This window comes from uncultured Pontibacter sp. (assembly GCF_947492645.1).
Taxonomy (GTDB): Bacteria; Bacteroidota; Bacteroidia; order Cytophagales; family Hymenobacteraceae; genus Pontibacter.
This window is the reverse complement of the sequence record NZ_CANLMZ010000006.1, coordinates 430,284-450,287: the sequence shown is the minus strand read 5'-3', so window position 1 is coordinate 450,287 and position 20,004 is coordinate 430,284. Positions and strand designations below refer to the sequence as shown.

21 protein-coding genes are annotated in these 20,004 nt (G+C 44.0%); 7 read left to right on the top strand and 14 right to left on the bottom strand.

What is annotated here, in order from left to right:
- Positions 1–75: 75 nt before the first annotated feature.
- From Q1A23_RS08515 to Q1A23_RS08495, 5 genes are all read left to right on the top strand, one after another.
- Positions 76–843, top strand: coding sequence for an SDR family oxidoreductase (locus Q1A23_RS08515; RefSeq protein WP_299821980.1), 768 nt, complete (start codon positions 76–78; stop codon positions 841–843).
- Between the two features lie 123 nt (positions 844–966).
- Entirely contained in the window at positions 967–1,206 is a 240-nt protein-coding gene (locus Q1A23_RS08510; RefSeq protein ID WP_299821978.1) for a hypothetical protein, read from the top strand.
- An 82-nt stretch (positions 1,207–1,288) separates the two neighbouring features.
- Complete coding sequence (gene gyrA, locus Q1A23_RS08505) at positions 1,289–3,829, top strand: DNA gyrase subunit A (RefSeq protein ID WP_299821976.1); 2,541 nt, start codon at positions 1,289–1,291, stop codon at positions 3,827–3,829.
- Between the two features lie 75 nt (positions 3,830–3,904).
- Positions 3,905–5,038: a tetratricopeptide repeat protein gene (locus Q1A23_RS08500; RefSeq protein WP_299821974.1), complete on the top strand. Its 1,134-nt coding sequence runs from the start codon at positions 3,905–3,907 to the stop codon at positions 5,036–5,038.
- 635 nt (positions 5,039–5,673) lie between these two features.
- A complete protein-coding gene (locus tag Q1A23_RS08495; RefSeq protein ID WP_299821972.1) occupies positions 5,674–5,934 on the top strand; it encodes a zf-TFIIB domain-containing protein in 261 nt (86 codons plus the stop codon).
- Between the two features lie 85 nt (positions 5,935–6,019).
- Here the strand turns inward: Q1A23_RS08495 and Q1A23_RS08490 are convergent, their stop codons facing one another.
- The 6 genes from Q1A23_RS08490 to Q1A23_RS08465 form a co-directional block, all read right to left on the bottom strand.
- Entirely contained in the window at positions 6,020–6,424 is a 405-nt protein-coding gene (locus tag Q1A23_RS08490; RefSeq protein ID WP_299821970.1) for a phage holin family protein, read from the bottom strand.
- Between the two features lie 75 nt (positions 6,425–6,499).
- Positions 6,500–7,162: a peptide-methionine (S)-S-oxide reductase MsrA gene (msrA, locus tag Q1A23_RS08485; protein WP_299821968.1), complete on the bottom strand. Its 663-nt coding sequence runs from the start codon at positions 7,160–7,162 to the stop codon at positions 6,500–6,502.
- Positions 7,163–7,269: 107 nt separating this feature from the next.
- Positions 7,270–8,247 carry a cation diffusion facilitator family transporter gene (locus tag Q1A23_RS08480; protein WP_299821966.1) on the bottom strand — a complete coding sequence of 326 codons (978 nt, stop codon included), beginning with the start codon at positions 8,245–8,247 and terminating at the stop codon, positions 7,270–7,272.
- 205 nt (positions 8,248–8,452) lie between these two features.
- Positions 8,453–8,737, bottom strand: a complete 285-nt coding sequence (locus Q1A23_RS08475; RefSeq protein WP_299821964.1) for an excinuclease ABC subunit C — start codon at positions 8,735–8,737, stop codon at positions 8,453–8,455.
- A gap of 98 nt (positions 8,738–8,835) precedes the next feature.
- Complete coding sequence (locus tag Q1A23_RS08470) at positions 8,836–9,270, bottom strand: hypothetical protein (RefSeq protein ID WP_299821962.1); 435 nt, start codon at positions 9,268–9,270, stop codon at positions 8,836–8,838.
- Positions 9,271–9,373: 103 nt separating this feature from the next.
- Positions 9,374–9,574, bottom strand: coding sequence for a hypothetical protein (locus Q1A23_RS08465; RefSeq protein ID WP_299821960.1), 201 nt, complete (start codon positions 9,572–9,574; stop codon positions 9,374–9,376).
- A 229-nt stretch (positions 9,575–9,803) separates the two neighbouring features.
- On the opposite strand from Q1A23_RS08465, the gene Q1A23_RS08460 reads away from it, so the two are divergent.
- Positions 9,804–10,550 carry a pseudouridine synthase gene (locus Q1A23_RS08460; protein WP_299821958.1) on the top strand — a complete coding sequence of 249 codons (747 nt, stop codon included), beginning with the start codon at positions 9,804–9,806 and terminating at the stop codon, positions 10,548–10,550.
- Here Q1A23_RS08460 and Q1A23_RS08455 read toward each other — a convergent pair.
- From Q1A23_RS08455 to Q1A23_RS08425, 7 genes are all read right to left on the bottom strand, one after another.
- Positions 10,537–10,887 (bottom strand): hypothetical protein, encoded by a 351-nt coding sequence (locus tag Q1A23_RS08455; RefSeq protein WP_299821956.1) that lies wholly within the window; start codon positions 10,885–10,887, stop codon positions 10,537–10,539. The two genes, Q1A23_RS08460 and Q1A23_RS08455, sit on opposite strands and share 14 nt — an antisense overlap.
- Before the next feature lie 37 nt (positions 10,888–10,924).
- A complete protein-coding gene (locus tag Q1A23_RS08450) occupies positions 10,925–11,854 on the bottom strand; it encodes a J domain-containing protein (protein ID WP_299821954.1) in 930 nt (309 codons plus the stop codon).
- Positions 11,855–11,978: 124 nt separating this feature from the next.
- Entirely contained in the window at positions 11,979–12,134 is a 156-nt protein-coding gene (locus Q1A23_RS08445; protein ID WP_299822301.1) for a YqaE/Pmp3 family membrane protein, read from the bottom strand.
- Between the two features lie 576 nt (positions 12,135–12,710).
- Positions 12,711–13,439, bottom strand: coding sequence for an N-formylglutamate amidohydrolase (locus Q1A23_RS08440; protein WP_299821952.1), 729 nt, complete (start codon positions 13,437–13,439; stop codon positions 12,711–12,713).
- Entirely contained in the window at positions 13,433–14,689 is a 1,257-nt protein-coding gene (locus Q1A23_RS08435; RefSeq protein ID WP_299821950.1) for a glutamate-cysteine ligase family protein, read from the bottom strand. The genes Q1A23_RS08440 and Q1A23_RS08435 overlap by 7 nt, the downstream gene beginning before the upstream one ends.
- Positions 14,682–16,151, bottom strand: a complete 1,470-nt coding sequence (locus tag Q1A23_RS08430; protein WP_299821948.1) for a RimK family protein — start codon at positions 16,149–16,151, stop codon at positions 14,682–14,684. Before Q1A23_RS08430 ends, Q1A23_RS08435 begins: the two co-directional genes overlap by 8 nt.
- Positions 16,152–16,154: 3 nt before the next feature.
- Positions 16,155–16,877 (bottom strand): peptidase-C39 like family protein, encoded by a 723-nt coding sequence (locus Q1A23_RS08425; protein WP_299821946.1) that lies wholly within the window; start codon positions 16,875–16,877, stop codon positions 16,155–16,157.
- 184 nt (positions 16,878–17,061) lie between these two features.
- On the opposite strand from Q1A23_RS08425, the gene Q1A23_RS08420 reads away from it, so the two are divergent.
- Positions 17,062–17,745 carry an MCP four helix bundle domain-containing protein gene (locus Q1A23_RS08420; protein WP_299821944.1) on the top strand — a complete coding sequence of 228 codons (684 nt, stop codon included), beginning with the start codon at positions 17,062–17,064 and terminating at the stop codon, positions 17,743–17,745.
- 62 nt (positions 17,746–17,807) lie between these two features.
- On the opposite strand, the gene Q1A23_RS08415 is transcribed toward Q1A23_RS08420, so the two are convergent.
- A complete protein-coding gene (locus tag Q1A23_RS08415; RefSeq protein ID WP_299821943.1) occupies positions 17,808–20,000 on the bottom strand; it encodes a glutamine synthetase III in 2,193 nt (730 codons plus the stop codon).
- Positions 20,001–20,004: the final 4 nt, after the last annotated feature.

Here is a 20,004-nt window from a genome sequence, read left to right as displayed (position 1 = left end):
ATCTAGTTATGCTTAGATTAGCATTTTCAAAAAAGGATCTAAATTTTAATAGAAGTAAAAACCAAGCGATATAAAATGGACAAAAGCAGATGGTTACTTACAGGAAAAAAAGCTGTAGTTACAGGTGGCTCCAAAGGTATTGGAGAAGCCATTGTGGCAGAATTTATTGCGATAGGCGCTGAAGTGCTGGCTGTAGCACGCAAAGCCGAAGACCTTGAAAAACTACACCAACAGCACCCCGAAAGATTAACAACATTAATTGCAGACGTAAGCACTCCTGAAGGCAGGGCAAAGGTGCTGCACGCAACGCAGGAGCTATGGCCTGTACTGGACATACTTGTAAACAACGTTGGCACAAACGTTCGTAAACCAACCGCTGATTATACTTCTGATGAGTATGATTTTGTAATGGACACCAATTTGAGATCTGCTTTCGAATTAAACAGGATGCTGTATCCGGAGCTTAAGAAATCGGGGCAGGGGAACATCATACATGTAACATCAGTAGCTGGCCTGGTGCATGTGCGCACAGGAAGTATTTACGGCATGACGAAGGCAGCACTTGGGCAACTCACCAAAAACCTGGCTGCTGAATGGGCACGGGATGGGATTCGCGTTAATGCTGTGGCTCCCTGGTACATCAGCACTCCCTTAGCCCAAACAGTACTGAATGACCAACAATATTCCGAAGCCGTTATCAGTCGCACACCTATGCAGAAGATCGGAAATCCAGAGGATGTTTCAGCTGCTGTAGCCTTTCTGTGCATGCCAGCTGCTGCTTATATAACAGGCCAAACCTTAGCCGTAGATGGCGGATTTACAATCAATGGTTTTCAGCCCTGAGATAACCTCAAAACACCTAAAGTACAGGCCTAAAAGCTGGTTTTTTAAAGCAAATTTGCTTACTTTTGTATGATACGGATATAATGGCAGATGCCCTGTGGCGACGCTTTAAACCCTTTTTACATGGCAAAAACCAAATTGCTTTTTTTTATCGGCATTGCATTCGCTTTAGCTTTTTTAAGTTCTTGTAAAACTTGCCCTATTTACTCCTGTAAAGTGCGTATGGTGCATGCCCACGGCGAACAACAGTTTAGGGGCCAGCCCATCTGGAAAAAACAAAACCCTAAAGTAGGTGAAAAGCTGCCAAAGGCATCGAAAGAAAAAGCCCCGACCAAATCGAACAAAAGCAAAAATAAGGATTAAGCTATATAGGCCTTAATGGCTTTTTTGCGTAACTTGCCCTATCTAAAACACGAACAAATAATAATTATTTCAGACCTTAGACATGAATGAAGGCGACCGAATAATACCGATCAACATTGAAGACGAAATGCGCGGTGCGTATATCGACTACTCAATGTCTGTTATCATTTCAAGAGCCTTACCCGACGTTCGGGATGGACTTAAGCCAGTACACCGCCGTGTACTTTACGGAATGTCCGAACTGGGGGTATCGTACAATAAAGCTTATAAGAAATCAGCCAGGATAGTAGGAGAGGTGCTTGGTAAATACCACCCGCACGGTGACTCTTCTGTTTATGAAACAATGGTGCGTATGGCCCAGGAATGGTCTTTGCGCTACCCGCTGGTAGATGGCCAGGGTAACTACGGCTCTATAGACGGTGACTCACCGGCAGCCATGCGTTACACCGAGGCGCGCTTAAAGCGTATTGCCGACGAGCTGCTCAACGACCTGGATAAAAATACAGTCGATTTTGTGCCTAACTTCGATGACTCTTTAAAAGAGCCAAGTGTAATGCCATCAAAACTGCCAAACCTGTTGGTTAACGGCACTTCGGGTATTGCGGTAGGGATGGCAACTAATATGGCTCCGCACAACCTTACCGAAGTTGTTGACGGCATTGTAGCATACATCGATAACCGTGATATTACCATTGCAGAGTTGATGCAGTTTATCACAGCACCAGATTTCCCGACAGGTGGTATCATTTATGGCTATGATGGCGTTAAGGCTGCCTTTGAAACCGGCCGTGGCCGTGTGTTGATGCGTGGACGCGCTATCTTTGAAACTACGCCAACCGGAAAAGAGCAGATTATCGTAACGGAAATTCCTTACATGGTTAACAAAGCCTCTCTTATCGAGAAAACAGCTGCGTTAATCAACGAGAAGAAAATCGAAGGTATCTCTGACCTTAGAGATGAATCAGACCGTGACGGTTTGCGCATAGTATACGACCTGAAGCGCGATGCCATACCTAATGTGGTTTTAAATAACCTGTACAAGTATACCGCATTGCAATCTTCGTTTGGTGTAAACAACGTGGCGCTGGTTAAAGGCCGCCCGTTAACGCTGAACCTGAAGGATATGATCCACCACTTTGTGGAGCATAGGCATGAGGTTGTTATCCGCAGAACGCAGTACGAACTTGAGGAAGCACAGAAACGTGCTCACATACTTGAAGGCCTGCTAATTGCCCTTGACAACCTGGATGAGGTAATTAGCATGATACGTTCGTCGCGCGACCCTGAGGTGGCCCGCAACGGCTTAATGGAGCGATTCCTGTTAACAGAAATACAGGCTCGTGCCATACTTGATATGCGTTTACATCGCCTTACTGGCCTTGAGCGCGACAAGATACAAGCAGAATATCAGGAGCTTATGAAGTTGATTGATGACCTGAACGACATTTTGTCTAACGAAGACAGAAGAATGCAGATCATTAAAGATGAGCTTATTGAAATAAGAGAAAGATACGGTGATGCACGCCGTACCAGTATTGAGGCCAGCACAGGCGATATCTCTTATGAAGACATGATACCTGAAGAGAACATGGTGATCACCATTTCTCATGAAGGATATATCAAGCGTACCTCTCTTAACGAATACCGCAGCCAGAGCCGTGGAGGTGTTGGATCGAGAGGTGTGGCTGCTTCGAAAGAAAGTGACTTTACCGAGCACTTATTTATTGCCAGTACACACCACCACATGTTGTTCTTTACAGAGTTTGGTAAAGTATTCTGGCTTAAAGTATACGAGATTCCGGAAGGAGGGAAGACCACCAAAGGACGTGCTATTCAGAACATCATCCAGATAGAGAAAGAAGATAAAGTACGTGCTGTATTAAATGTGCATGACCTTAAAAACCAGGACTTTGTACTGAACCACAACCTGGTATTTATTACAGAAAAAGGCACTATCAAGAAAACAGTATTAGAGTCTTATTCACGTCCTCGAACGAATGGTATCAATGCCATTACCATTAACGAAGGCGACAGGCTACTGGATGTGCAGATGACGAACGGTAACAGCGAAATTATTATCGCTTTACAGTCTGGCAGAGCAATTCGCTTTAACGAAACGCAGGTAAGACCGATGGGACGTAACGCAACTGGTGTGCGTGCCGTAACCCTTGGCGGAGCCAACGATATAGTAGTTGGTATGGTTTGTGTACAGAATGAAAACACAGAACTACTGGTTGTTTCAGAGAACGGCTTTGGAAAACGCTCATTACTAGACGAGTATCGTATTACAAACCGCGGAGGTAAGGGCGTTAAAACAATGAACGTTACTGATAAAACAGGTAACCTGGTTGCGATCAAAGGTGTAATAGACACAGACGACCTGATGATCATTAACAGATCTGGTATCACTATCAGGCTACGAGTTTCTGATATCCGGGTAATTGGACGAGCCACCCAAGGTGTGCGTTTGATTAAGATAACAGAAGGAGACCAAATATCTTCGGTAGCTAAAATAGAGATGGAGGATGAAGAGGAGATTGTACTGGAGCAGTCTGAGATCACCCCGGAAGACTCTTTGCAACCTGATACCATGATCGACCCTGAAGTAACAACTGAAGAGTAGCAGCTGTTTTTAAGAGGAATTTATTTTTAATTAATATTCGTTAAACAGACAAACAAACCATTTTCACTAACTAGTATGAAAAAAATACTTTTAACTGCCTTTGCCGCAGCAACCGTAACAGTTGCAAGCGCGCAGAACTCAGCTGTGAATAGTGCTATACTAAACCATAAAAACGGTACTTTAGACAAGGCACAGACTGATATAGACAAGGCAATTCAGCACGACAAGACAAAAGAAAAGGCAAAGACCTGGTTTTATCGTGGTGTTATTTACCAGGACATGATCGGTAACCCGATCTATGGCAAATTAACCAATGATAACACACCAACTATTGTCTTAGAGTCGTTTGACAAAACATTGGCTATTGATGGTAATAATGGCGAATTTGGTAAACTGGTGCCAGAGCGTAAGCAGTTGCTTTATGGCCAGGTGCTAAACCAGGCAGTTGAGTTCCACAACAACCAGGATTGGGACAATGCCATTGCCAAGTATAAGTTAGCTTCTCAGATTCAGCCAACAGATACAACGGCTATACTTTATGCAGCCTATGCATCAACTGCAAAGCAGGATTACCCTCAGGCTATCGGCTTCTATGACAACCTGATCAAGATTGGTCATAAATCAGAAGATGTCTATAAAAACAAAGTACAGTTGCAGCAAGCTACTGAAGCCAGCGATGAAGCTGTAATGGCTACACTATCTGAGGCTCTTAAAGAGCATCCGAACAGCGTATTCCTGATGCAGGAAGAACTTAAGTATTACCTTAAAAACGACCGTGCTGACGAAGCAATGACGAAATTGGAGAATGCCATTAAAGCAGATCCTTCAAATGCCAGCCTTCATGCCGTATTAGGAAACTTACAAGAGCGTAAGAATAACCTGGAAGGTGCTACGGCCAGCTATAAAAAAGCAATCGAAATCGATCCAAACAACTTTGATGCTTACTACAACCTTGGTGTTCTGGAGTATAACAAAGGTAGCGAAGTGAACAACAAAGCAGCTAAAATGGACTATGCAACTTACCAGAAGAAAGGTAAAGCACTAGAAGCGCAAGCGAAAAAGCACTACGAAGCTTCTTTGCCATACTTCCAGAAAGCATTAGAAGTTCAGCCAAACGACCAGGCCACCATGTCTACGCTTGTAAAAGTGTACACACGCTTAGGACGTAAAGCAGAAGCTGACAAAATTTCAAAGCAACTTGCTCAGTAGTTTCTTACAAAGCATAAAAAAAGAGGAGCAGAAATGTTCCTCTTTTTTTATGCTTAAATTCCTTATTATGTTAAATACAATCATTACAAAAGGGCAAAGGAACTACAATAGGAGATTGTACAGCATACTTACACCATCTGAAAGTATAAATAACTACTAGGTATAGCAGCATGTGTTAAAATTGTATAGCTATACTGTGTGGGGCAAATAACTTACTATAATGAATACAAGTATCTCAGGTTTGATAAAAGACATACTTAAATTATCTGTTATACTATAAATAACTTGGAGTTGTGGTTTAGCTTAAGAAGTAAAGGAAGTGGAGCAGAAGCCGTTAGTGCCAATAGTATGCAGGAAACATTGATCAACGGTAATTTATATCTCAAACTTAAAGCAAGTTGAATTTATAAGACCTATTAGAGTATCTATACTTACTACTTAACATAATATATATTATAAGACTTATAATATACGATAATAATTATCTAATTAAAGTGTCACTCATAATATACTTTATGTTAAGTAGTAGTCTGAGAGAGACATCGCTTACCAAGGTGCTAGCACATTCTATTTAGCTGTAAACTAGTGTTTATGCGTTAATTTAATTATATTGAAGTATACCAAAAGATTACAGTATGAAATGCCCTACTTGCGACGAAACGCTATTAATGAGTGATAAAAATGGAGTTGAAATTGATTATTGCCCCAAGTGCCGTGGTATCTGGTTAGATCGTGGCGAGCTTGAAAAAATAATTGAACGCTCCGGAGACCACTACGCAAAAAAAGAAAATTATGAATCTGATTACAAGCGCTACGGCTACGGTGATCAGATTCACAGCAAAAAGCACCCGCACAAGAAAAAAGAATCTTTTCTAAGCGACTTTTTTGATTTTTAATCTTTAAAGCAAAGGCATTTACTTGCCTATTCTCATTAAAAAAGCCTCTGCAGTATGTCTGCAGAGGCTTTTTTAATGAGAAATGTTATGCTAAATATTGTGCAGTTAAGGCACGTATAGGCTCAACAAAAATCATAGCATACTCATCGTCTCCGCCAGTAAGCCAGCCAACTGCAGCAACTGCAACAGCTGTAGCTAGTGCAATTATAATGGCAGGTAAAAAGCCGTCTACTTTAAAATTACCTACTAATTTATCTACCAGCTTTATCATCAGCGCTGTTACAATTAAGCTTACAATTGCTTCGAGCAGGAAAAATGAAACTAAATTTAATACGCCACGAAGAATCCAACCTATTGTTGCGTTGACTATCGCAATTAGAAATGCTACCCAAAGCGCCGTCCAGAAACTTTTAACATGCACACTAGACATGGCATAAGAAAGCAAAAGTATAACACCTGCTGTTACGAGTAAGTTAATGATGAAGTCCATAGTTTTACATTTTGTCGTTAAATAGCTTAGACTTCATCTTACGTGAGCTGTAAGTATTTTGATAGGAAAACAGCTTTACTCTAAATATTCCGGCTTAACTATCGACGCATATTCCTTCTCAAATTTCTGTACTTTCGGCTTGGCAACAGCTACTACATAAGGGTCTGTCGGGTTCAACTTATAGTAATCCTGGTGGTATGCTTCGGCCACATAAAATTTAGTAAGTGGCTGCACATAGGTTACAATCTGGTTTTTATACTTACCTGATGCCGAAAGCTTATTTATATGCTCCTCAATCGTTTTTTGTTCTGCAGGTGTTCGATAAAAAGCTACGGACCTATATTGCTCTCCGTAATCCGGGCCTTGCCTGTTTAATGTGGTCGGATCATGTGTTGCGAAAAAGACTTCAACTAATTTTTCAAAGCTCACTACATCCGGCTTATAGTACACCTGCACAGCCTCCGCATAATCAGTCTTACCAGCACTTACTTCCGCGTACGTCGGATTTACCCCCGTACCACCTGCATAACCAGAAATAACTGCCTCCACTCCTACCACACGCTCAAAATACGCTTCGGTGCACCAGAAGCAACCACCAGCAAACGTCGCTTTAGCTAAACCTGTGGTATCAACATTAATTACTGGTAAGTGCTCTTGTTGTGCAGTTGCAGTATCAGAGGTGCCTTGCTGGCAGGAAGCAAACAACATAAGTAAAGGCAGAAGCAGGTATGTATACATGATATTGTGTTGATTGAGGTTCATACACTTCCCTAACAGTTGTTTTATACTTTTGTTACGCACAAAGCTACTTAACATAATATCCAAACTAAAAAACTAAGTATACTCTAATCAAGGCTGTGCATCCTGTCCGCAATAACTTTATCAAAGTCCCACTCAATTCGTTCTTTAAAATCATGCCGGCGCACCTGGCAATCTTGCTTTGAGCAAATATGGCAAGAGGCTTCTCTGCATGGATCTGTGTGAATGAACATTTCTATACTTGGGTCAATTTTATTCCTGATAAGTTTGCCCACCTCCTCTACTTCCTCGTGCGCCTCCTGCACATTCAGGTACCAGGGTACTGTTAAATGGCAATCAATGTGAAGGGTTGAACCATACTTTATAACACGCAGGTTGTGTATATCAATCCAGTTTTCGCGGCGGTTTTCGTTTAGCACCTGCACAATGCGCTTTAACAGTTCATAATCGGCTTCATCCATTATACCGGCAATGGCAGAGCGCAGAATTTTATACCCTGTAAACCCAATCATGATACCGAATACAATGGCAACTATACTATCAAGCCATATCAGACCAGTTAGATAAATCAATAAAAGCCCTATAAGTATACCTGCTGTTGAGTAGGCATCTGTTTTCAGGTGCTTGCCCCCTGCCAGCAAAACCAACGAATTGCTTTTTTCGCCGTGTCGCTCGGTAAGCACCCCTACCCCATAATTTATTATGCCAGCAATGGCAACAAGCACTATACCGATATCTAACTGGTACAATACCTGTGGGTGAAAAATGTTGTAGATTGATTTTACGATAATGGCACCGCCCGCTATAACAATAAGCGAACCTTCGAGGGTGGCAGCTACGAATTCTATTTTGCCATGCCCGTAAGGGTGGTTTAAGTCTTTGGGGCGCGACGAAAGCACAAGGCTGTACAAAGAAAAGGCACCAGCCACCACATTGATAATAGATTCTAACGCATCTGTAAGTATAGCATTAGAGTTTGTAAGAAAGAATGCCACAAACTTGGCCACCAGCAACAGCACGCCAACAAGCACCACAAAAATCTGCAGCCGGATATTTTCCCTCAAGCTATTTATTTTATTCTTCAACGGGTATTTTGCTTGTGTTAAGGGTAAGTGTCAGGGTTCTCCGCCCTCTGCTAATCTAAAATTATACTATTAACAGTAGAATGACTAATACCGTTTTATTATGCCGCACTATGCACTAAATTTAGTTTTAAAAAGCAAAGGCGATGAATCGATTCATCGCCTTTGCCCGCTTGTAAAGCATCTGCTATAAAGTATCGCTCAAGTCTAACCAGTTGGGGTTCATCGAAGCAATAAGGCTATAGGTTGCATTTTGGTCACCGCTTTTAATCTGGCGCTCTCTGTTCAAAGCAATCTCTTCTACGTCGTAGTGCTCATAGTATACAAGCTTATGCTTATTGCTCTGCGGTTCGTCTTGCTGCCGTACCTGAGCAACATGCTGCTGCAAATCGTCTGCAATGCCAACTCGTACAGCAGCACCTGGTTCCTCACCAAATATGTATACGAAATAGTGTGGGTGTTTATCTTGCATAATATAGTCTCCTAGCAGTTATAAAGTACATTTAGTATACTGTGTACCTATGTGTAAGGTTAACGAAATAGCTATATAGGTATTGCAGTAGAAGGCTATTAATTAAGATCATTTAAACCGAAGGCTGCAATCCATTGCTGGGCTGCGTCCAGATCGTAAAAAGTCTCTATCTGTACCTGCGAGCTAAGCCTTATGACATGATCGGTATTAATCTGTGTGTAAAAGTCAGAGGAGTAAACCCAGGCAAACCATTTAACACCAAGCGCAAACATCGATGGAAACCACACAGTCCCAACCCAATCGAGCGCGCCGGGATAATGGCCAGTAACTTTGGAATTATTGTTTAACACCTTGCTGCACGGGTACTCCTGAAGGCATTTTAACACAGCCGTACAACCTGCCCTGGCTTTAGCTGCATCTAAAACACCAGACCAATCAGCATACAATTGCTTTTCTTCCGGAATCACGTACACAGATAGGTATTCGCTTGTAAATACTGCCTTTACTGACTCAGTTAACTTCAAATCATCCATTTGTATAAAAGGTAATTGAATTTAGGCTATACGACTGGATAGCGGCATTCGTTCCTGATGGTGGCTTTTGTTAAACATAAGCTATTATTAGCAAGACTACAAACTACATCTCCTCTAAATCAAAGTCTTTGCCTTTGCCATACTTCACCAGGTCGTGTAGCTTGTACAAGTCTAGCGTATGCAGGTCTTTCAACACAAAAACTTCTTCATCCGCAATATCCATTACCTGAAACTCAAACTGCTCTCCGTAGTTTGTTAATCTATACTTCTTCCCTCTGCGGAGATTATCAACTGAAATGGCCATCTTGTTACCTTTACCTGTGCTGTGTAACTGCAAATATACGTGTTGTGCCTGTTTAGTTGTTCCATATTTATCTCCAGCCCTAATTTACTTACCAACTCTAATAAATGCAGCAGCTTCAAATTTGATCCCGGGTTTTGATCCTGAAAGTATACTTTGAGGAATACATCCGTCCATCATACAGCTATAGCGAGGTCTTTCTTTTATCTTTGCATAAAAATATGGAATACCTGTGCTGGATATAATTTACGAAGACAATTATTACGTTGCCATAAATAAGCCAAATGGTTTACTGGTGCACCGTACGCGAATTGCAGAAGAGAAAAAGGAGTTTGCCCTGCAGATGCTGCGCGACCAGTTAGGATACCGCCTGTACCCGGTGCATCGCCTTGACAGAGGCACCTCCGGCGCTTTACTGTTTGCTAAAACACCGGAAGCGGCTGCACCCATGTTCAAAGCATTTGAAGAAAAGCAGGTAAGCAAGACCTACTTTGCCATAGTAAGAGGATACACACCGGAGGCAGATACGATTGACAACCCCATAAAACCTGATAAAGACCACAAAAATAAAGCGCCTCAGGATGCAGTAACGCATTATAGCAGACTAGCTACAATAGAGTTACAAATACCCGTCGGGCGCTATCAGACTTCGCGTTATAGTTTAGTAAGTATAAGCCCTGAAACTGGGCGCATGCACCAGATACGCAAGCATTTTGCTCATATACGGCATTACATAGTTGGTGATAAGCGGCATGGCGACTGGCGCCATAACAAAATGTACCTGGAGGAACTAGAAAGCCCATACCTGTTGCTGCATGCTGCTGATTTAAATTTTGTCCATCCGTTTACAGGTGAGGCTATAAGTATAAAAGCACAAATGCCAGAAAATATGCTGCGGCTATGTTATCGCTTTTGCTGGGATACTGTACTTCAACGGCAAAGGGCATTGCCTCAACCTATACCAGCTATTCCTGGTTAAGCGCGCGTTTTACCATTTCTACCTGCAAGTGTGCCACCACGTCGTTATGCGCGTCAGAGTTTAACACCAGCAGCATATAGGCCATCGGAGACAAACGCCAGTCCTGCACCAATTCTCCGTTTTGTGGTCTGAAGACAACCTTAAAATTCTCACGGAGCGGAATGTGCATGCAGTTACAAACTTCTGTTGCTCTTCTGAGTGCAGCCCCTAGCGCATCTATACTTTCACAACCGGTCAGGTGCACCAGGTCCGAGGCGTAGTAAGTCAGGTTCCTATCTGCGATACTGTCCATAAATCGCTCAAGCGGGCTGTTTAAGTTTGTATTTTCGATGGTCATTAGCATGGCTATAAGTCAGTTAAGTTCTCTAAAAGTATCAGCTTGCCTTTGCATGGCGCAGCTCCCGGAGCCTTTCCAGCAAATCACGTTCTTCTTTGCTCAGATCAGCAGGCAGCAATACATTTATTTTTACGTAAAGATCGCCGTGTTGGTCAGGCTTCCCGTAGTGCGGCATGCCTTTACCACGCAGGCGCAGGGTTTTACCATTCTGTGTGCCTGCTGGTATGTTTAGCTTTAGTTTGCCACTCATGGTATCAACATGCGTTTCTCCGCCAAGTATGGCAGTATACATGTCCAGGTTAAGGTCTGCATAAAGGTCATCGCCCTTGCGCTCGAATTTTGAGTGGGGCCTTAGATGCACTTTAATGTATAAATCCCCGTTATCGCCACCGCCTGCAGCTGGGCCTCCCTTACCCTTGATGCGTAAAGTTTGCCCATCGGCTACACCAGGTTTTGTTGTGATGCGTAATTGTTGATTGTCAGTAGCTATCAACCTTGATGTGCCTTGGTAAGCTTCGTCTAAGGTTATCTCCATCTCAGCCTGGTAGTCCTGGCCTTTGCGCGTACGGCCTCTTCCTGCTGTACCTTGCCCAAATCCGCCGCCGCCTCCAAAAAATTGCTGAAAGAAATCAGAGAAGCCTCCTCCTCCACCGCCAAACATATCGTTTATGTCTTCCTGAGTAAAACCTCCGCCTGGCTGACCCTGGTATGCTCCTCCGCCTGGCCTGCCCCCTTGCTGAAACTGTCTCCAGTTTGACCCCAACTGATCATACTGGCTGCGTTTATCTTTGTCGCCTAGCACTTCGTAAGCTTCACTTATGTCTTTAAACTTGTTCTCTGCTGTTGTGTCGTCTTTGTTCTTATCCGGGTGATACTTTTTAGCCAATGCGCGATAGGCTTTTTTTATGTCAGCCTGTAATGCATTTTTCTCTACTCCCAGGATTTTATAATAGTCCTTGTATTCCATTTATGCGCTAATCAAGAGCGTTGAAACCTATTTAGCTTTACTATACGCTGTTTTATAAGTTACATAAAGCAAAGAAGCACCACAAAATGCGGTGCTTCTTTGCTTTATGTCGATATGCTGTTACTTAAATAGAATCTGTCACAACTAACAAGGCATGTATAATACCTGGCAGGAAGAACAGCAGCGTCAGGATAATATTTATCCAGAAGGAGGTGCCTATACCATCGTGTAAGAATACTGCCAGCGGAGGAAGTATGATGGCAAGTATAATCTCTACAATAGAGGTTCTGCTTCCGCCACGGTCCTGCTTTATGGCTTCTTTCAGTTCTTTCTTCAGCTCTTTTTTCTCGGCTTTGGTCATACTGGCAATGCGTTCTTTAGCCATTTCCAAAGCTTCTGTCTCTGTAACTGTTTTAGCTTCTGCAGCACCAGCTTCTTTCAAAACATTTGCTTTTACAGCTTTCTTAGGTGTTACAGTTGTTACGGTAGCTACAGCATTTGCCTCTAGTACAGGGGCAGCTTCTTGCTTGGCTGCCTGCTCATCAGCAGCCTTTAAAGCCAATTCTGTTAAAGAAGGAGTTGCCTCCTCTGCAGCAGGAGCCGGTTTAGCCTTGTTGTAAGCTTCTGGTTTGTGCGCGGCAAACTCATAATATTTAGCTGAGTTACAGGCAAAAAGCAGCTGCCCTACAATCAAAACAATAGCGAGGTTAAGTAAACTTTTCAATTTCATAGTTGAGGTAATTATGTAGACAAATAATTAAATTAAAAGTATAAAAAAGATGTGAAATGAATCAGTCTAATGAACAATACTTCATATATAAGAACTTTGTTGTATTATAAGGCCTTTTTTAGTTTGTCAAGCAACCTGCTCTTCGTGCTCATCTGGTCTTTTGTTCTTTAAAGCCACTTCTAAAGAATACCTGATTGCGTTCTTAACTTCCTTCCAACGCTGCGGGTCGCCCAACGGAAACTTCTGATTAACCTCCAGCTCAATGCCCAGGTACTCGTCTTCTTTAAAGCGTTTGCGCAGGTATGTAGGTAAACCATCCGATATACCCAAGTATGGGTAATTGTTGCGTACAAGTAATTCTGGACTTCCCTTATACAAAGCTTGCCTCCATTCACGGCAGAAAGCCTGCTCGCGCTTACGTTTGGGGTCATAAAGCAAACCGATGTCAGCATGCCTTTCCTCGCCGTTAAGCACAGGGGTAAAGCTATGAATGGCAATGTGCAAAACAGTACGCCCAGCCATAACAAAATCGTGCACCAACTGCTCTACCTTGTCGCGGTATGGGTAATAGTAATTTTTAAGTATGAAATTCTTGTCGCTATCAGCCAGGTAGCGGGTATAATCAGAAAACAAGCGTTTGTGGTGCAGCGAGCGGTTAAGCTCCACAAGCAGGCGCGATGTTTCAGCATAGAAGCTGATGTCTCCCAAATCCTCTAATTCCCGGAACAGTTCTAAAGCTCCGATATCATATCCCTGGTGAGACTTTAATTCTTCCTGATGTTCCTGAAACAAAGACTGGTATGCAACAGGAACCTGGTTACCTCCGTGCTCGCAGGTCAGCAGTAATTTTAGCATGGTTTTTCAGGTAGAAACACGCCTCCGTTCTGAAGGCAGATCGCTAAATTTTGATAGACTTCTTTTATCTTTTCTTCTGAGGGAGCATCGCCAGCAGCTTCCGAGATGCGCCTAGATAAATTGCCTCTGGATAAGATCACATGCAAGGCATAAGCCACCTCCGGTTCGTCATCAAGTGTAAGGGTTTCCTTAACCAGGTGCTTCCACAGTTCACCTACCGTACAGTTTTCGGTGCATTTAAATCCAAACAGGCCTATAAACTCCAGGTCAGTAATAATGGCTTGCTGCCCCTTGGCAATAACCTGGTGCAGTATGCTTGCCAGTCTTTTCTCATCCCACTTTTTAAGTTCCGATATTTTAGCCCAGCGCTCAGCCACCAATGCCTGTAGCACCCCCACAACAGCCTGTACAATTGCCAGATCCGCCACGGGGCTTTCCTGGATATCCAGTAACCGGATTTCGATGGCATTGCGCTGGAAGCGGGCAATGGCGCCACGCGAGTTCAAAAACTCATCCTGAAGTATACCTTCTGCATCGTATGGCTTGATTGCCTCATAAATAGGGTTAAGGATTATCGCTTCGTATGCTGCTTTGCTGAATGCCTGTTCCGGAATTATACTTCCAGCAATGGCAGGAATTCGATCCTGGTTGTGGCGGTATACTTCCAGTCTTGTATCATCCAGGCCGGTAAGCCTGCCATCAAGTATAGGAGACGATGCACTTAGCGCAGGCATGATGGGCAACAGCACCCGGATAGCAGCATGCAGTTTCTCAAACTCTTCGTCGTTGGCAAACGGCAGGTTAAGGTGCGTGCTCTGCAAGTTGGCCCATCCGTGGCCACGGCAATCAAAAACTTTGTTGTAAGCCTCATAGATGGCATTGTGCTCGTGCGGCCACAGTTGCGTGTCGGTATCTGGGTTCATAAGCGGGTGCGCACCGGTAGGCAACAGCATGGCATCATACTTCTGCAGCATCTGGTTTATTTTACGCACATGCTCCAGCATTTTCCATTGTAAGCCAGCCAGGTTCTGAACCGGCCCTTGTGTTTTAAGCTCCACCACGTGTAGCACCAGTTCGTTGCTCCAGGCGATGTCTCCAAACTCAACATCAGATAGATATTCCCCGACCTGGTCGTAAATCAGTTTATCCGTGATAGGCTTTACCTTCAGGCTGTCCCGCTCCACGATCATGTACTCCAGCTCCACGCCAAATGCCTCAAAAAGGTGCAGCGGAGTTTTTCTTTTACTCATCTGTCCTGATGTTTTTGTGATTGTCGATACGACGCTTAATGGACTTAACAATGGATGCATAAAGTTCTTTCTTTAGAATTTTGTCTTCACAACCTGCTTCGATGCTAGGGTTGTCATTTACTTCTATGATATATGCTTTTCCGTCAATCTCTTTTACATCAACTCCATAAAGGCCATCCCCTATTAAGTTGGCGGCTTTAAGAGCTGTGTGGAGAACCACAAACGGAACATCTTCGAATGGAATTGTCTCTACGTCTCCGGATGTGTCTTGTTTCTTACCTTCCCAATTATATATCTGCCAATGCCCCTTTGCCATGTAATATTTGCAGGCAAAAAGCGGTTGTTTGTCTAAAACACCTATGCGCCAGTCAAAGTCTGTTGGAGAAAATTCCTGCCCTATTATCAATTCTGATTCAGAAAGCATCTCATCCAGGTTCTTTTTCAGGCATTCCGGGTCTTTTGCCTTCACCACACCTTGCGAGAAAGAACTGTCAGGCTTTTTAAGCACGCAGGGCAAGCCCAATGCAGCCTCTACCTCATGCCGGTTATCCTTGTGGATGATCATGGTTTTAGGTGTAGGCACCTTTGCTTTTGCCAGCAGCTCGGCCAGGTATACTTTGTTCGTGCATCGCAAAATAGAAACCGGGTCGTCTATCACAACCAGTCCATCGGCGTAAGCCTTACGGGCAAACCTGTACGTGTGGTGGTTTACAGAGGTTGTTTCCCGGATAAACAAGGCATCAAATTCTGCCAGCCTTCGGTGGTCGTCCTTTGTTATAAGCTCTACATAAAAGCCCATTGCGTCAGCCACTTCCATAAAATGCTGTAGGGCCTTTTTGTCTGAAGGTGGCTCCTGCTCCTCTGGGTCTACAAGTATGGCCAGGTCGTAGGTTTTGCGGGTAATGCGCGCCCCGGAAAAGCGATGCCTTGCAAAGTATGCCTTAGCGAAGCGTACCAGGTAGCTCTGGTGGTTATCGGGTACTTCGTTTACAGGTATGGGCGTTATACTTTGCAGCACCCACTCTTCTTTAAAAACAAACTGGGCTCGCAGCAAAGGCGCCTGAAACAGGTCGTGAAGCTGTTTACACAACTTTTCGTATTTCTTGGCTACGTTCTGCCCGAAATATATACTTAAGGTAAAGTTTTTAGAGCGCAGGCTTGCAAGGCTTTTCTGAATAAGCTCATTCAACTCAACGGTTATGGCACGTACAATGGTAGGGCTTTTCAGGTCCTGCATGGTGGTAACGCTAGGTATAGGCTTGTGCCCGCGCGCCTCTGCCAGCAACGACACATAGTATCCCGCACTCTGATATTTGTAAGAACGGCAAAGGTTAAATATCCGGGCATTCCGGATGTCTGTGTAGGTGGTGTCGGTAAGATAGCTTTGAGCCTCGATTACCTCTATGTCTTCTATCGCCGCATCCCAATCTTTGAGATAATCAACAACAACAATTTTTCGCATGTTTTATACTTGCACAGGGTCTTTAACAGCTGGTTGAATGGCAAGCAGATTTGCATCGAACGTGGCCATGCCCAGCATAATTGAATTGATAAGGTGAGATGCTTTTACCTCGTAATAATTGTTTTTAAAGTATGGGTTCTCCCGGTAAGGGTCGGCCACCACTATACTTTTCATGTCTTCGCCGAGGCCGCAAAGCACAACAAAATGCCCCATAGGGAAACCCCGCACATCATCGTAAACAGAATTTCCGTGCTCATCACCAAATTCTCTGGAGCTTCTGTACAGGTAAGTGGCACTTAAACCGGTAAGCAAGGGTATGCCCTGGTCAAAGTATTCAATTAAAAGTGATTTTGTGAGGTCTCTGCTTTTAAGCTCTCCGCCAAGCTTCAGGAAATCGATGTAAGCCATGGTGGCCCTTCGGAACTTGCTGCCCTTTTTAAACTCCAGCTGCTGCTCCAGTTTGTGAATGATTTCTTCGTTGCTCAGGCCAATCCAGGTAGGATCGAAAATGTGCAGGTTATACGTATAAATACTTGCCCGGTATCCTCTTTTTAAGGCATGGCAGGCTAGTAAAACCTCTAACGTACCACCTTCATCCAGGTAAGGCACTTCCTTTATGACATCGCTTAGCGTAATTGGATCCTTAAAATATCGGTACACAGCGTGCAGGCTGGTTGGCCCGCAGGTAGAATCATCTGGTTGTGTGTGTATTTTTATCGGAATCACAATGTATCGCGTTTATTAAGGTTCAGCAGGTTGTGCCTTTTATACGCGTGTGGTTCTTTAAGTTTTAGTATTATTAAATGAAATTATTGGCTGAACATGCAAGTATGGCTCGAATTATGCAGGCGTTTTACTTGCAATACTTTTAAAATTTGTTAGATTTAGGTTAAACAACCACAAGTGAGGTATGGATTGGAGTATAAATTTGAAGCAGCGCGATAAAATTGCCTTGGCCTTAGGCTTTATATTTTTGGTGATAGTGTTGTCAAACTGGTTTATGAATTACAGCATGAAGCAGGTTAGTGGGCAGTTTAAATCGGTTTACGAAGACAGACTAATTCCTGCGCTGGATATAGCAGCGATTATGGAGCGCAGCTATAAAAACCATTTACTGCTTGAGGAGCATATACTTGAGGGCGATAGAAACACGAAAAATGAGCTTAACCTGGCTATTAAAAACAACCAGTACGAAATAGATTCCATACTTGTAAAATTTGAGGCCACCTACCTTACGGACAAGGAACGCCAGAACCTGGAAAGTTATAAAAAGGCCCAGCACAGCCTGGTAAACGTGCAAAAGGCCATACTTGCTGAAAGCAGTAATTTTGATACCGCCGCCAGAAAAAGCTATAATACGACAGGCAAAGCCGCTTTCCAGCAGGTACTTAATCCTTTGCACGACCTCAGCGAAATTCAGGAAACCGTTGGCCATGAGCTTCTGGACTCTGCGGAGCGGCAAATGAATACAATCAAAGTGCTGTCGAGGCTTGTAATAGCCATGGCTGTTATTATAGCCTTGCTTGTAGCTACTTTGCTGCAAACCTCCCGTAAATTAAACTCCATTAAGCAGCAGAATTACCATCTCAACTAGCCCATTAACGCAGCGAGGGCACCCAATGGGTGCCCTCGCTATATAAATCACTCTTTAAAAGCCTAACGTCGGAACATAAGTTCGCGGTACTTGATCAACGGCCAATCTTCGTCATCTACCATCAGTTCCAGCTTATCTACGCTATAACGGATTGTATCGAAGTAGCCAAACACCTGCTCACGGTACATAATGGCACGTTCACGCACATCGTCTATTTTGTTGGCTACTTTGCGGGCATCAATCATCGCGTCCACATTCTTTTGGATTGTGGTGATGTGGCGCGACATTTTCTTTATAGCCTCAAGGGTTGTTTGCGTATACTCATCTTCCAGGCCAAGATCTTTTAAGCCACGGATGTTTTGGATAAGCTTGTTCTGGTAAGCTATTGCCGTCGGGATAACATGGTTTACAGCAAGGTCGCCCATCACACGCGATTCGATCTGGATCTTTTTAATGTACTCCTCCAATAGAATCTCGTGACGCGCCTTCAACTCTTTCTCAGTTAAGATGCCGTGCTTTGAGAATAACTCCACCACATCTTCACGGTCATACACATCCAATGCCATCGGCGTAGACTTCACGTTGGATAAGCCACGACGCTCAGCCTCTTCTTCCCACTCTTTAGAATAGCCATTCCCCTCGAAACGGATGCGCTTGGACTCTGCTACATATTCGCGCAGCACCTGTATAATCGCCACCTCTTTTTTAACGCCCTGGTTGTCTATCAATTCATCAACCGTTTTGCGGAACTCGATTAGCTGGTTGGCAACAATGGTGTTAAGCACCGTCATGGGTGACGATGAGTTGGCAGACGAACCTACCGCACGGAACTCGAATTTATTACCTGTAAAGGCAAACGGAGAAGTACGGTTGCGGTCTGTGTTGTCGCGAAGTACTTCCGGTATTCTATCGATGCCAAGCTTCAGGTACATATTGTCTCCTTTCTCGATTGGCACCTTGGAGGTACGCTCAAACTCATCAAGTACAGCCGTTAGCTGCTGACCGATAAACACCGACATGATAGCCGGAGGCGCTTCGTTAGCCCCCAAACGGTGGTCGTTGCTGGCAGAGGCTATACTTGCACGCATCAGGTCGTCGTACTTGTAAACAGCTTTTATTGTGTTGATGAAGAACGTGAGGAACTGCAGGTTCTCTTTTGGTTTTTTACCCGGGCCTAACAGGTTTACGCCTGTGTTGGTGCTCATGGCCCAGTTATTATGCTTTCCGCTGCCATTCACACCTTTAAAAGGCTTCTCATGCAGCAATACTTTAAAGTTGTGGCGCTCAGCTACGCGGTCCATAATATCCATCAGCAACTGGTTGTGGTCTACCGCCAGGTTTGCATCCTCAAAGGTTGGGGCGCACTCAAACTGGTTTGGTGCTACTTCGTTGTGGCGCGTTCTAAGCGGAATACCCAATCGTAGGGCAGTTTTCTCAAAATCAACCATAAATGCGTGTACCCGGCTCGGAATGCTGCCAAAGTAGTGGTCTTCTAACTGCTGGCCTTTTGCAGGCGCATGGCCAAACAAGGTACGGCCAGAAACTATAAGGTCTGGGCGGGCCTCATAAAGCGCTTTGTCAACTAGGAAGTACTCCTGCTCTATACCTAAGGTAGTGATAACTTTTGTTACCTCTTTATCAAAGTACTGGCACACAGGCACAGCTGCATCGTTCAACAGCTTCAACGACTTTAACAATGGTGTTTTGTAGTCAAGGGCTTCGCCTGTGTAAGACACAAAAATGGTAGGAATACAAAGTGTTTTTGTACCGGCATTCTCAATCAGGAAGGCTGGTGAAGAAGGATCCCAGGCGCTGTAGCCACGGGCTTCAAATGTGTTTCGGATACCGCCACTCGGGAAAGAAGATGCATCCGGCTCCTGCTGTACAAGGGCGCTGCCTTTAAAACTCTCAATGGCATCTCCGTCAAAAGTAAGATCAAAGAATGAGTCGTGCTTTTCGGCGGTAGAGCCTGTTAACGGCTGAAACCAATGGGTATAATGGGTGGCACCTTTACTGATTGCCCATGTTTTCATGGCAGCTGCAACAGCATCAGCCAAGTCACGGTCAACTTTCTCTCCTGCTTCTGTTGTGCGCACCAGGCGCTTAAAGAAGTCAGAAGACATAGTGGCACGCATGGCCTCAAAACCAAATACGTTCTCGCCGAAAAACTCAGATATTTTGTGGGAAGGAAGTACTACCTCACCTGGTTTACGCTGGCTAACAAGCTCAAGCGCTTTAAAACGAAGTATTGCCATGGGT